This window comes from Brachybacterium sp. GPGPB12 (genome assembly GCF_038396325.1).
GTDB lineage: Bacteria > Actinomycetota > Actinomycetes > Actinomycetales > Dermabacteraceae > Brachybacterium > Brachybacterium conglomeratum.
Genome location: NZ_CP149573.1, coordinates 3,048,950 through 3,061,179 on the forward strand (window position 1 = coordinate 3,048,950; position 12,230 = coordinate 3,061,179).

14 protein-coding genes and 6 pseudogenes are annotated in these 12,230 nt (G+C 72.6%); 16 read left to right on the top strand and 4 right to left on the bottom strand.

Annotation, left to right across the window (positions count from 1 at the left end; all coding sequences use genetic code 11):
- The first annotated feature begins 291 nt into the window (after positions 1 to 291).
- Both WKH84_RS17800 and WKH84_RS17805 read left to right on the top strand, forming a co-directional pair.
- Positions 292 to 1,200: an ATP-binding protein gene (locus WKH84_RS17800; protein ID WP_341854617.1), complete on the top strand. Its 909-nt coding sequence runs from the start codon at positions 292 to 294 to the stop codon at positions 1,198 to 1,200.
- A gap of 267 nt (positions 1,201 to 1,467) precedes the next feature.
- Positions 1,468 to 1,953, top strand: coding sequence for a DUF1648 domain-containing protein (locus tag WKH84_RS17805; protein WP_341854618.1), 486 nt, complete (start codon positions 1,468 to 1,470; stop codon positions 1,951 to 1,953).
- A 243-nt stretch (positions 1,954 to 2,196) separates the two neighbouring features.
- Here the strand turns inward: WKH84_RS17805 and WKH84_RS17810 are convergent, their stop codons facing one another.
- Positions 2,197 to 2,412, bottom strand: a complete 216-nt coding sequence (locus WKH84_RS17810; protein WP_341856952.1) for a hypothetical protein — start codon at positions 2,410 to 2,412, stop codon at positions 2,197 to 2,199.
- Between the two features lie 457 nt (positions 2,413 to 2,869).
- Positions 2,870 to 2,935: pseudogene (locus WKH84_RS17815) on the bottom strand (hypothetical protein); the annotation flags it as partial.
- A gap of 208 nt (positions 2,936 to 3,143) precedes the next feature.
- Between WKH84_RS17815 and WKH84_RS17820 the strand changes: the two are divergent.
- The 14 genes and pseudogenes from WKH84_RS17820 (at position 3,144) to WKH84_RS17885 (ending at position 10,744) form a co-directional block, all read left to right on the top strand.
- Positions 3,144 to 4,172, top strand: coding sequence for a GNAT family N-acetyltransferase (locus WKH84_RS17820; RefSeq protein ID WP_341854619.1), 1,029 nt, complete (start codon positions 3,144 to 3,146; stop codon positions 4,170 to 4,172).
- A 140-nt stretch (positions 4,173 to 4,312) separates the two neighbouring features.
- Entirely contained in the window at positions 4,313 to 4,453 is a 141-nt protein-coding gene (locus WKH84_RS17825; RefSeq protein ID WP_341854620.1) for a hypothetical protein, read from the top strand.
- Positions 4,454 to 4,840: 387 nt separating this feature from the next.
- Positions 4,841 to 5,533, top strand: a complete 693-nt coding sequence (locus WKH84_RS17830) for a beta-propeller fold lactonase family protein (RefSeq protein WP_341856953.1) — start codon at positions 4,841 to 4,843, stop codon at positions 5,531 to 5,533.
- Positions 5,530 to 5,983: pseudogene (locus WKH84_RS17835) on the top strand (SRPBCC family protein). The gene WKH84_RS17830 and the pseudogene WKH84_RS17835 overlap by 4 nt, the downstream one beginning before the upstream one ends.
- Positions 5,980 to 6,549 (top strand): DUF1992 domain-containing protein, encoded by a 570-nt coding sequence (locus WKH84_RS17840; RefSeq protein WP_341854621.1) that lies wholly within the window; start codon positions 5,980 to 5,982, stop codon positions 6,547 to 6,549. The pseudogene WKH84_RS17835 and the gene WKH84_RS17840 overlap by 4 nt, the downstream one beginning before the upstream one ends.
- Before the next feature lie 25 nt (positions 6,550 to 6,574).
- Positions 6,575 to 6,787, top strand: a pseudogene (locus tag WKH84_RS17845) (VOC family protein); the annotation flags it as partial.
- Positions 6,778 to 6,852 (top strand): annotated as a pseudogene (locus tag WKH84_RS17850) (hypothetical protein); the annotation flags it as partial. The pseudogenes WKH84_RS17845 and WKH84_RS17850, both read left to right, overlap by 10 nt.
- A gap of 21 nt (positions 6,853 to 6,873) precedes the next feature.
- Positions 6,874 to 7,305 (top strand): VOC family protein, encoded by a 432-nt coding sequence (locus WKH84_RS17855; RefSeq protein WP_341856954.1) that lies wholly within the window; start codon positions 6,874 to 6,876, stop codon positions 7,303 to 7,305.
- Positions 7,302 to 7,673: pseudogene (locus tag WKH84_RS17860) on the top strand (MauE/DoxX family redox-associated membrane protein). The gene WKH84_RS17855 and the pseudogene WKH84_RS17860 overlap by 4 nt, the downstream one beginning before the upstream one ends.
- Positions 7,674 to 7,721: 48 nt before the next feature.
- A complete protein-coding gene (locus WKH84_RS17865) occupies positions 7,722 to 8,615 on the top strand; it encodes a sugar ABC transporter substrate-binding protein (protein ID WP_341854622.1) in 894 nt (297 codons plus the stop codon).
- Between the two features lie 47 nt (positions 8,616 to 8,662).
- Entirely contained in the window at positions 8,663 to 9,001 is a 339-nt protein-coding gene (locus WKH84_RS17870; RefSeq protein ID WP_341854623.1) for a hypothetical protein, read from the top strand.
- Complete coding sequence (locus tag WKH84_RS17875; protein WP_341854624.1) at positions 8,991 to 9,644, top strand: sugar ABC transporter permease; 654 nt, start codon at positions 8,991 to 8,993, stop codon at positions 9,642 to 9,644. The genes WKH84_RS17870 and WKH84_RS17875 overlap by 11 nt, the downstream gene beginning before the upstream one ends.
- A complete protein-coding gene (locus WKH84_RS17880; protein WP_341854625.1) occupies positions 9,641 to 9,916 on the top strand; it encodes a hypothetical protein in 276 nt (91 codons plus the stop codon). Before WKH84_RS17875 ends, WKH84_RS17880 begins: the two co-directional genes overlap by 4 nt.
- A 96-nt stretch (positions 9,917 to 10,012) precedes the next feature.
- Complete coding sequence (locus WKH84_RS17885) at positions 10,013 to 10,744, top strand: carbohydrate ABC transporter permease (RefSeq protein ID WP_341854626.1); 732 nt, start codon at positions 10,013 to 10,015, stop codon at positions 10,742 to 10,744.
- Between the two features lie 28 nt (positions 10,745 to 10,772).
- Here WKH84_RS17885 and WKH84_RS17890 read toward each other — a convergent pair whose 3' ends face one another.
- Together WKH84_RS17890 and WKH84_RS17895 are read right to left on the bottom strand one after the other, a co-directional pair.
- Entirely contained in the window at positions 10,773 to 11,720 is a 948-nt protein-coding gene (locus WKH84_RS17890) for an amidohydrolase family protein (protein ID WP_341854627.1), read from the bottom strand.
- A 161-nt stretch (positions 11,721 to 11,881) separates the two neighbouring features.
- Positions 11,882 to 12,106: pseudogene (locus WKH84_RS17895) on the bottom strand (hydrolase); the annotation flags it as partial.
- Positions 12,107 to 12,230 lie beyond the last annotated feature (124 nt).

A 12,230-nucleotide genomic window follows, 5' to 3' on the forward strand; every position in this document is an offset into this window, starting at 1 on the left:
GATGGAGTCGGTGCACGGAGTTGATGGCCTGACTCGAGAGCGTGCTGGTGACGGGCGGAAGATCGGGGTGCGAAAAAGGGGGCGGCGAGTGGACTCGGGCTCCTCCTTGGAATTCTGACGAAAGTTCCTCGCTGAATTCGCGATTTCAATGAATGAGGAGGAGTGGTCCGTCGTCCAGTCGTCGTATCGTCGTCGGCCGCCCCTCGTAGCGCGGTCGGCCGCTCCTCGGGCCGAGCGCGACCGACAGGGCCCGCCCTGTACATACACCGACACACACGGAACGATGGCTCCATGACGAATCCCTTCACCCCGGGCTTCGGCCTGACGCCGATCATCCTCGCGGGCCGTGACATCGCGATCGAGGAGTTCACCGCGGCGCTCGCCGGCACCGTGCCCGAGGCGCGGGCGATCCTCATCTCCGGCCAGCGCGGCGCCGGCAAGACCGTCTCGCTCACCGAGTTCCGCGAGCTCGCCCTGGAGGCGGGCTGGGTGGACCTCAGGATGCACACGTCCTCGACCTCGCTGCTCGAGGAGCCGCGCGGCCAGGCCATCTCCCGGTTGCGCGAGATCGATCCCGAGGCGGAGACCTCCCGGCTCACCTCCGCGCGCGTCATGAACGTCTCCGCCCAGCGCGACATCGTCCAGCGCTACGAGGGGGAGGGGGAGCCGCTCGCCGTCGTGCTCGACCGCCTGGCCGAGCTCGCCGAGGCCGAGGGCGGCGGGCTGTTGATCACGCTCGACGAGCCGCAGTCCGTGGATCGCGACCAGCTCCATGCCCTCACCCAGCACGTGCAGGACCTCATCGGCTCCGGCCACGCCGTCGCCTTCCTCGCCGCCGGGGTGCGCGCCGGGGTCGATGCGCCGCTGGACCATGAGCGCACCACCTTCCTGCGCCGTGCGCACCGGCTCGAGGTGGGGAGCGTCGACGTCGGCACCGCCGCCGAGGCGATCCGGATGACCGTCGCCGACACCGCGAAGTCGATCACCCCGGAGGCCGCGGTGCTCGCCGGCGAGATCTCCCGCGGCTACCCCTACCTGATCCAGCTCATCGGTTCCAAGGCCTGGCAGAACAGCGGCGACGCCGACGTGATCGAGGTCGAGGACGTCCGCAGGGCGCGGGACACCGTCATCGCGGCGATGATCAAGAACGTCCACGGCCCGGCGCGCGCGGCCTCAGCGCCCGCAAGCGCGAGTATCTGAGGGCGATGCTCGAGGACGAGGGGCCGAGCGCCGTCGGCGACATCGCCCGACGCATGGGCATCGACCCGCGCAACCAGTCCACCTATCGCGAGCGACTCATCGAGGACGACCTGATCCGCCCCGCAGGGCGCGGCTTCGTCGAGTACGCGCGCCCTATCTCGACGAGGCGCCGCGCCACGAGGAGCGCGAGGGGGTGGGGGCCGACGTCGAACCCGATCGCGGGGTGCGGCGCTCGCACCGCGGCCGACGCGCATGAGGGGCACCACCTTGACCAAGGCCGACCGGCCCGCCCGCACCTATCGCACCGGGCCGGTCACACGGGTGCTGCGGTGGGTCTCCGTGCTGGCGACGATCGCGATCACCGCCTGGTCGCTGATCGCCTACCCGTCCCTTCCGGAGACCGTCGCGACCCACTTCGGCCCCGCCGGAGAGGCCGACGACTGGGGTCCGAAGTGGTCGCTACTGGTCATCGCCGGTGTGATGGTTCTGCTGTCGCTCCCGCTCGCCGCGATCTCCACGCGGCCGCGCGGCTTCAACTATCCGGTCGAGATCACCGAGAGCAACGCCCAGACCATGTATCGCGAGGGTGAGCGGCTGATGGTCTGGACGGCGCTCGGGATGCAGGTGCTCTACCTCGGCATCGCGTGGTCGGTGATCCTCGGCGGTGGTAGTGCACTGCTCGTGCTCGGGATCGCCGGGCTGATCGGCGCGTCGGCGGTGGGGATCGTCCGCATGGTGCGGGCCGCCCGCTGAGGCCGGTTCACGCCCGGGCCAGCGCCACGGCCACGTTGTCCGGGCCGCCGGCGTCGAGGGCGAGGTCGATCAGGTGTCGCGCGAGCGCCTCGGGCTCCTGCTCGCCTCCCAGCGCCTCGGCCAGGGCCGACGGGTCGGCCACCGCGTGCGCCCCGTCGGACGCCACGATCACCAGGTCGCCGGGCTCCAGGTGACGGACCAGCAGGTCCGGGGCCGACGGCGCACCGGTAGCGAGGGCCCGGTTCAGCACCCGCCGGTCCGGATGGGAGGCGGCCTCCTCGGGGAGAGCCGGCCCGCCTCGAGCAGGGAGCGCACGTGGGTGTGGTCCTGCGTGACGTGCTCGAGCCGGCCGGCGCGCACGAGCATCGCGCGCGTGTCGCCGAGGTGGGCGATGTGCAGGCGATCGCCGTCGAGCACGCCGGCGGTGAGGGTCGAGCCGGCGGCACCCTGTGTCGGCACCAGCGCCTCGGCGGCGGTCCAGGCGGTCTCGAGGGCCGGCGGCTGGGGAGGCCGACGGAGCGGCGAGCGCCCGTTCGAGCGCGCCGGCGAACGCCGAGAGCATCCGGGCGGCGAGGTCGCCGGCGTCGTGGAATCCGTCGGCCGCCGCTAGCAGGGTGCGGTCGCCGGGCAGGGCCCGGACCAGCACCGCGTCCTCCTGGGCGGTGCGCTCGAGGCCGATGTGCGGCGCCGAGGCGCTGCGAGCAGGGGTGGTCGTGGTGGTCATGGCGTCCTCCGTGGGGTGTTGCCCGAGCGAGGAGGCGAGGTCGCGGACGGCGACGGCGCGGGAGAGGGCGTCGGCCTCCTCCTGCCGCCACCAGGAGCGCGGCTCCGTCGCGGCGGCCGCGCCGTCCAGGTCGCACAGCACCCGGATCCGGGCGAGCCCCATCCCGAGCCCCCGCAGGGCGGCGATCAGGCGGGCGCGGCCCACCTGGTCGGTTCCGTAGGAGCGGTAGCCGGTCGAGGGGTCGACGCGACGGGGCACCAGCGGCCCCGACTCGTCGTACAGCCGCGCGCCTTGAGGCTCAGGCCGCTGTGCGCCGCCAGCTCCCCGATGCTCAGCAGGCTCTCGTCCATGCGTTCCTCCGTCGTGCCTCGCCCGGTCCCGGGCGCCGGGTCCGTCCCGGCGCGGACCACGCTGGGCCCTGCCCCGAGGGGAGGGTCAAGGAGGCTCGAGGATATTCCGTCGACCGGTGGTCCCGCGCCGTGGTGGACTGCGCGCATGCGCGCTGACGATCCGTCCCCTGGACACCTCCTCCGACCTGGAGCTCGAGCAGTACCGCGCCCTTGAGCAGGCGCTGGACGACCACGTCTACGGCGGTCATCAGGAGGAGAGCCTCGCGCAGCCTGCGCGCCGGCCTCGAGGACACCCCGTACTGGACGGTGCGGCGTTGGATCGCGCTCGCCGAGACGCTCGAGGGTGGGGAGATGCTCGTCGGCCGCGCGATGACCTTCACGCCGCAGAAGAGGAGAACCTCGAGTCGATCTCCGTCGGCGTCGCCGTGCATCCCGCGCACCGGGGTCAGGGCATCGCGACCGCGCTGGTCGAGGAGGCGCCGCTGCCCGCGATCGAGCAGTCCGGCCGCACGCTCGTCGAGGCGTACGGCGAGATCGAGGCGGGCGTCGACTCGGAGGATCCCGCCCACCCCGTGCACCGGATCGCCGCCCGGCTCGGCGTGACCCGCAAGAACCTCGCCGTGTGCCGGGCGCTCCCGCCGCCGCTGGACCCCGCCCGGCTCGACGCGCTCGAGGCCGAGTCGGCGCAGAAGCGCGGCGAGTACCGGATCGAGCAGTGGGTCGGTGAGATCCCCGAGGAGCACCTGAGCGCCTACGGCCGGTCGCTCACCCAGCTCGAGATCGACGAGCCCGACGAGGAGGTCGAGCACGAGCCCGCCGAGTACACCCCCGAGCGGATCCGCGTGAGCGAGCGGCGGATGCGCGAGGCGGGGACGATCCGGATCGTCGCGGTGGCTGTCGCGCCGGACGGCGAGTTCGTCGGCAACTCCGAGGTACACGTGCACGAGGCGCCCGGCGGCGACCCTCGGCTACCAGGAGAACACCCTGGTCATGCCCGAGCACCGCGGGCACCGGCTGGGCCTCGGGCTCAAGGTCGCCACACACCGGCGCCTCGCCGAGCTCGCCCCGCGGCTGCGCTCGCTGGTCACCTGGAACTCGCACGTGAACCCGTGGATGATCCAGGTCAACGAGAAGCTCGGGTATGAGCCGCTCTTCCACGAGGTCGTGATGCAGGGCAGGCGCGCGGGCTGAGCGACACGCCTGCCCAGCGCGCCTGACCCCATCGCCCTGTTCCGCCCCGTAGGTTCATGCCTGAGGACTCGGGCAGAACGGTCAAGGGGGCGCCGTGGAGGCGAAGCATCGCAGGAAGCCGCCGCGCCGCGGCCGCAGCTCGCACCAGTTCACCGTGGCGATGGCGATCCTCTCGCTCGTGCTCGCCGGCGGTGCGGTCACGGGGCTCGGCACCTCGATGCTCGCGTCCCGATGACGCCGCCTCTCCCGCCGAGGCGGCCGTGCAGGAGCCGATCGGCGACCCCTCGAACACGACCCGGCTCGTGCACCGCGACCGGATCACCGGGGACATCTCGCCGAAGTCCGTGGTCGCGAGCCCGGCCGGGGACGTCATCGCGAACAACATGATGTACAACCACACTTCCACGCTGTACGACGCGAGCGACCTCGAGCTCGCCGCGACGGTCCCCGACACCGTGGACCTCGCCGAGTTCGGGTACCCCGACCGCGCCGGGGAGACGAAGGGCGCGCCGGTCGAGGCGGTGTTCTCGCCCGACGGGAGGTTCGCCTACGTCTCCCAGTACTCGCTCAAGGGGCCCGGGGCGGGGAGACCGCGACCGACGACTGCGCCGCCGGCGACGAGATCGGGAACAGCGCCGTCTACCGCCTCGATCTCCAGACGAAGGAATGGGACCAGGTCATCGAGGTGGGACGGGTCCCGAAGTTCATCTCCCTCTCGCCCGACGGGTCCGTCGCGCTGGTCTCGAACTGGTGCGACTCGAGCGTCTCCGTCGTCGACCTCGACAAGGGCGAGGAGGTGCGGCAGATCCCCGTCGACTCCGCCCCGCGCGGCTCCGTGGTGTCGCCCGACAACCGCACCGCCTATGTCACCGCGATGTACGCCGACGAGCTGTATCGCGTGGACCTCGAGACCGGCGAGAGCGAGCTCGTGCTCGAGACCGGCCGCAAGCCCCGCCATCTGGTGCTCTCCCCGGACGCGTCCCGCATGTACCTCACCGAGTCCGGGGACGATCGGTCGCTCGAGCTCGACACCGCCACCGGCGAGGTGTCGCGCGAGGTCGCCACCGGCCGGGAGCCGCGCACCATGGCGATCTCGCCCGACGGGCTCGCCCTGTACGTCGTCAACTACTACGCGAACACCGTGACGAAGTTCGACGCCGAGACGCTCGAGGAGATCCAGACCGTCGAGGTGGGCCAGAACCCGATCGGCATCACCTACGAGCCCACCCACGGCCGGGTGTGGGTCGCGAACTATGCCGGGTCGATCGACGTCTTCGACGACACCGCCCCGCGTGATGGCACGATGGAGCCATGAACGCCCACGCCGTCGTCACGGCCTCCCGCGAGATCGCCGCTCCCGCCGCCGCCCTCTTCGACCTCATCGCCGACCCGGCCGAGCGGCCCGCGCTGGGACGGCAACGACAACCTCGCAGGCGCCGAGGCAGGCCAGCGGGTCCGCGCCGTCGGCGACGTGTTCGTGATGACCAACCAGGGCGGCGGGGTGCGCGACAACCACGTCGTCGCCTTCGTCGAGGGGCGCGAGATCGCCTGGCGCCCCGCTCCCCACGGTGAGCGACCGGCCGGCCACCAGTGGGGCTGGGTCCTCGAGCCGCTCGAGGACGGGCGCACCCTGGTCACCCACGTCTACGACTTCTCCGACCTGCCCGCCTCGCAGGAGGGGCGGCTCGCGAAGGCGCGGCAGATGACGCCGGAGAAGCTCATGGCCTCGATCGACCGGCTCGCGGAGCTCGCCGAGGGCGCGTGAGCACGCCGTCGATGGACCCGGGCGTGGCCCGCATCGAGTCGGCGATCGAGGCGGCCGCGCGGCGCGGCGACTTCGACGACCTGCCCGGCGCCGGGAAGCCCCTGGACCTGCCGGACACCCATGACCCCGACTGGTGGGTGAACCAGCGCATCGCCAGCGGCGACATCGACTCAGAGGCGCTGCTGCCCGTCGTGGTGTCGCTGCGCAAGGAGTACGAGCGCCGCGACGAGACCCTCGCCGCGTCGCCCGACGAGAAGGCCGTGCGCGAGTACGCTCGCGGACTTCACCGAGCGCGTCCACGAGGACCGGCGCGCGAACCCCTTCCAGCGGATGCTGGCGCCGGCGTGGGACGGGGACGACGCGGTCGCGCGCTGGCGTCAGGTGCGGGCAGCGGGTCACGATGTGCCCTCGGCCACCTCCGCGCCGGACGTCGCGCCGCCGACCCGGCGCCGGCGGTGGTGGCCCTTCGGCCGACGGGGTGGGCGGGTGTCCGGGCCGTGCGAGTGCTCACCCTCGACGCACGGCTCGCACGGTCCTTCCCCGACCTGACCGTCCTTCCGTCGTGAGCCGATGCGGCCATAGGGTGGCGGGATGTTCCTCGAGAACCTCGGCGCCGACGCCCTGGACCCGCGCCGCCTGGGCCGCTTCTGGGAGGCGGCCCTCGGCACCACCACCCTCACCGACGCGCCCGACATCTTCGAGACCAGGTCGCGCATTGACGGCGACGCCTACCTCGACCTGTGCTTCGCGCGGGTCCCGGAGCCGAACCATTCCCCGCGCGCCTCCATCTCGACCTGCTCGGCGGCACCGCGCAGAGGAGGTCGCGCAGCGGCGCGCGCGGGCTCGGCGCGAGCGACCTCGACATCGGACAGGGCGAGGTTCCCTGGATCGTGCTCGCCGACCCCGAGGGCGGCGCGTTCTGCGTGATGGAAGAGCGCGAGGCGTACACCGGCACGGGGCCGATCGCGGCCCTGCCGCTGGACTCCGCCGACCCCGCACGGGATGCGGAATTCTGGGGCTGGCTGAGCGACTGGACGCCCGCGACGGGCGTCGCGCCGCGCACCCTGCGCCACCCCTCGGGACGAGGACCCCTGCTCGAGCTGTGCCCGGAGCCGGCGCCGAAGCGGCCGGGGGCCAAGAACCCGATCCACCTCGACGTGCGGCTCGAGCCGGACGACGACCCGGACGCCGTCGCGGCCGGGATCTCCGCACGGGGCGGCGAGGAGTTCTTCTCGGACTGGGGCGAGTCGCCCTGGCGCGTGTTCCGCGACCCCTCCGGGAACGAGCTCTGCGTCGCGCCGGCCGTGGGAGCGGGCGCATGAACCGCGGCCGCCGCACCGCCGGATTCCTCGGCGCCCTGCTCGCCGGTGCGGGGACGCCGCACATGCTCCGGCCTGAGCCTTTCGACACGATCGTCCCGCCCGCGGCCGCCGGGACCCGCACGCGGCTACACCTATGCCTCGGGCGTCGCCGAGCTCGCCGTCGCGGGTCTCCTGGCCGTGCCCCGGACCCGGCGCCTGGGAGGAGCCGCGGCGGCGGCGCTGTTCGTCGCGGTGTTCCCCGCGAACGTGCAGATGGCGTACGACTGGCGCCGCGCCCGGCCGCGCCGTCGGGCGATCGCGTACGGGCGGCTCCCGCGCAGGGCGTGCTCATCGCGCAGGCCCTCCACATCGCGCGGAACGCCGAGTGAATGGGTTAACGTTGACGCTCGTGTGATTCGTCGGACAAAGGAGTTCACGTGACCTCCAGACGAACCTTCCTCGGCCTGGCCGGGGCGGCGGGCGCGGCGGCGCTCGCCGGATGCTCGTCGGACCCCGAGGTCGATCCCGCTCTCGGACCGCCGGCGACCCCCGACGCCGAGGACGAGATCACCTTCGGGATCTGGGACAAGGCGCAGGAGCCGGCGATGCTCGAGATCGTCGACGCCTTCCACGAGCACTTCCCGCGCATCGGCGTGAGCATCTCGACCACGGCCTTCGGCCCCTACTTCGAGCGGCTCCGCATCCAGGCGCAGGGCGACGACCTGCCCGACGTGTTCTGGATCAACGGCCCGAACTTCGAGCTCTACGCCTCCCACGGGATCTCGCAGGACCTCAGCGAGCTCGAGGGCTTCGACCCGGCGAACTACCCGCCGAACCTCGTGGAGCTCTACACCTACGACGGCACGCCCTACGCCGTGCCCAAGGACTTCGACACCATCGCCCTGTGGTTCAACCGGGACCTGCTGCACCGGGCCGGGGTGGACGAGCCGGCCGGCGACTGGTCCTGGGACGAGTACCGCGACGCCTCCGAGGCCGTCACCCGGGCGCTGGGCAGCGAGCAGATCTGGGGCAACCCGGGCGGCGTCGCGAACCAGGCGATGATCTACCCGCTGATCATGCAGGCGGGCGGGTACGTCCTCTCCGAGGACAAGACCCGCTCCGGCTACGGCGAGCCCGCGGCGATCGAGGCCTTCCGGTTCCTCGACGGGATGATCCGCGACGGGATCGCGCCCGACGTGCGCTACACCGCCGAGAACCAGCCCAAGGACCTGTTCTCGAACGGCCGCGCGGCGCTGTACCTGTCCGGGAACTGGGAGGCGACCCTCCTGCAGGATTCCCCGGTGCGCGAGCGCTGGGGGTCGCGCCGCTGATCCACGGCGCCGAGGAGGCCAACGTCATCCACGGCATCGGGTGCGCCATGTCCGCGCGCGGCCGGCACAAGCCCGCGGCCTCCGCGTTCCTGGCGTTCCTCGGCTCCGAGGAGGCGCACCGCATCCAGGCGGAGGCGGGCGCGGCCAACCCTGCGTTCCTCGGCACCAACGACGCCTACGTCGAGGCGATCCCGGAGTTCTCCCTCGACGTGTTCGTCGACGCGGCGGAGACCGCCCGCGCCTATCCCGCCAGCCAGAACACGAGCGCGTGGCTGCGGCTCGAGGAGCCGCTGTTCCCGAAGATCCTCGGCGGCGACGGGCGGCTCGAGGCCACGGCCGCGGAACTCGCCGAGCGCATGGACGGAGTGCTCGCCGATGAGTCATGACACCTCGCACGACACCGCGCGCGACACCTCGCGCCGACGCCGCTCCCGCGACGGCCTGTGGCCGCTGGTGTTCCTCGCCCCGCTGATGATCGGCGTGATCGTCTTCTACTTCTGGCCGATCCTGGCCACGTTCCTGAACTCCTTCTCGAGCTTCGGCCCCTTCGGCGACCGCGGCTTCGCCGGGCTGGAGAACTACCGCGCGCCGCTGTCGGACACCTTCGTCCCCCGCGCCGTGCTGAACACCGCGATCTACACCGCGATCGTGCCGCTGGGCATCCCGATCGCCGTCGGCGTCGCCTCGCTCATGAACCAGAAGGGCCTGCGGCTGACACGCTTCTACCAGGTGCTGTTCTTCCTTCCGGCCGTCTCGATGCCGGTCGCGGTCGCGCTCGTGTGGCGGATGATCTTCAACCAGGAGTTCGGGGTCGTCAACTGGGCGCTCTCGCTCGTCGGGATCGAGGGCCCCTACTGGATCACGGCGCCTTGGTGGGCGCCGCTGGCCGTGTCGATCGTCGGCCTGTGGGCGAGCCTGCCGCTGGCGATCATCATCCTCTCCGCCGGTCTGCAGGGGATCCCGTCCGAGCTGTACGAGGCCGCGCGGCTGGACGGCGCGAGCGCGCGCTGCGGCAGTTCCGCTCCGTGACCGTGCCGCCGCTGACCCCGAGCATCTTCTTCCTGACCATCATCACGGCGATCAACGGGTTCCAGCTGTTCGACCTGCTGTTCGCGATGATGGGGCAGGCCAATCCCGCGATGGCCGACACGCAGTCGCTCGTCTACCTCTTCTACTCCGAGGCGTTCCGACAGAACGACCAGGGCTACGCCTCGGTGATCGCGCTGCTGATCCTGCTGATCATCGGGGTGTTCACGCTCCTGCAGTTCCGGATGCAGAGGAGGTGGGTCCACTATGAGTGAGCGCCGGACCCGGAACGCGCGGCCCCGCTGGGGCACCCACCTGGTGCTCCTGCTCGGCGGGCTGGTGATGGTCTTCCCGTTCCTGTGGCGCTGAGCATGTCGCTGTCCACGCAGGCCGAGGTCACCTCCGTCCCGCCCACCTGGGCGCCGGCCGAGCCGCAGTGGGGGAACTACCCGGCGGTGTTCGAGCAGGTGCCGTTCTGGAACCAGTTCCTGAACACGGCGGCGGTGACCGGCGCACGGGTGATCGGCCAGTTGCTGCTGTGCGCGCTGGCCGGCTATGCCTTCGCCCGGATGGAGTTCCGGGGGAAGAACCTGCTGTTCGCGCTGGTGCTGTCGATCCTGATGGTTCCGTACCAGATCTACCTCATCCCGCAGTACGACATCATCCAGGAGCTGGGCTGGCTGAACACGGTCGCCGGCATCGCGGCGCCCGGCATCTTCAGCGCCTTCGGCACCTTCCTGATGCGTCAGCACTACCTGGGCATGCCGAGGTCCCTCGAGGAGGCGGCGCGGCTCGACGGCGCGAGCCCCTGGCAGACCTTCTGGCGGATCATGTTCCCGCTGTCCGGCCCGGCGCTGAGCGCGGTCGCGATCCTCACGGCGCTCGCCTCCTGGAACGACCTGATGTGGCCGCTGATCGTGGCGACCTACGACGACCGCACCACCCTCGCGGTGGGCCTGTCCACGCCGCAGGGCCAGTTCACCACCGACTACCCGGTGATGATGGCCGCGGCGTTCATGGCGATCTCGCCGCTGATGATCCTGTTCATCGTGCTGCAGCGCCGGGTGGTCGAGGGGCTCGCCCACTCGGGCATGAAGGGCTGAGGCAAGAAGGGCTGAGCTCCGCCTCCGTCTACCGCTGCGACTCGAGCCGCCCGGCGACCACGGTCGCGAGCGGGTCGACGGCGCGCAGGCGATCGGCGGCTTCGCGGGCCGAGGCCTCGTCCATGAGGCCGCCCGCGCCGACGGGGACGTCGGCGAAGAGCTCGTCCGCCTCCTCGAGGAGGACGAGGTCCGCGCGGCCGCCGACGGCGAGCGTCCCCACCCCGTCGGTCGAGGCGGCCAGGGCCTCGCGCGGCTGGAGCCGCTGGGCGGGATGCCAGGCGGGGCGCTCGTCGGCGCTGCGGTGCACGGCCGCGGCCATCGCCAGCCACGGGTCCAGCGGCGCGACCGGCGCGTCGGAGCCGAGGGCGAGCTCGACGCCGGCCTCCCGCAGGTCGCGGAGGCGGAAGGCCTGCGTGCCGTGGCCGGGCCAGATCGACTCGGTCGCATCCCGGTCGTCCAGCAGGTGCGCGGGTCGCACCGAGGCGATGACGCCGAGCGCGGCCATGGCGTCGACGTCGTCGTCGGTGAGCATCTGAGCGTGCTCGATCCTCGCCGCGATCCCCACCTCGGCGATCGCGGCGAGGGCGACCTGCGCGGCGGCGTCCCCGATCGCGTGCACGGCGGCGGTCAGGCCGCGCCGCCTCGCCTCGGCGAGGGCGTCGCGCGACGCCTCGGGGCCGACGCTGAGCACCCCGTGGCCGGCATAGCCGTGCCCGTCGGTGTAGGCCTCGCGGGTGTACGCCGAGTGGGAGCCGAGCGCCCCGTCGACGATCACCTTCAGCGGACCCATCGTCACCAGGCCCGTGCCGTCCAGCACCGTGCCCGTCGGGCCCGGCGCCGCGGCGAGCTCCTCCGGATAGACGGCGGTGCGGATCCGCATCCGCGGGCCGCGGTGCGGCCAGGACTCCCAGGGCCTGCCCCACTCCATGTCCACCAGGCCGACGACCCCGCGCCGCAGGGACTGGCGCTGCAGCATCGCCGCACCGGTCGCGACGGACTCGGCGACCCCCGGCGCTCGGGCAGGCGTGGGGCGAGCGCGAACCAGTCCTCCTCGGCGACGATCCCGTCCCGCGGCGGCAGGCCCAGGCGCGCGGCCGCGGCGGAGTTCAGCCAGGCATGATGGGCATCCCCGCCGATCAGCACCGTGGGCACGGAGCCGGTCGCCTCGTCGAGCGCCGGCACCGTCGGCGGGATCGCGAAGTCGACCAGGCGGTGCCCGAAGCCGATCAGCGCCGCGCCCGGCGCCGCGAGCTCGCGCCGGGCCGCGAGCTCGGCGCGCACCCGCTCCAGGAGCACGCCGACGGCGCCCGCGCCGGTGGTGTCGAGGCGGGCATGGGCCTGGGCGAGTCGCCCGGTGTGCACGTGCTGGTCCCACAGGCCCGGGATCGTGGGCGCACCGCCCGCGTCGAGGACCTCCTCGCCGGCGGCGGGGAGAGGCGGCCGCCGACCTCGGCGATCAGCCCGTCGCGCGACCGCATGTCCACCG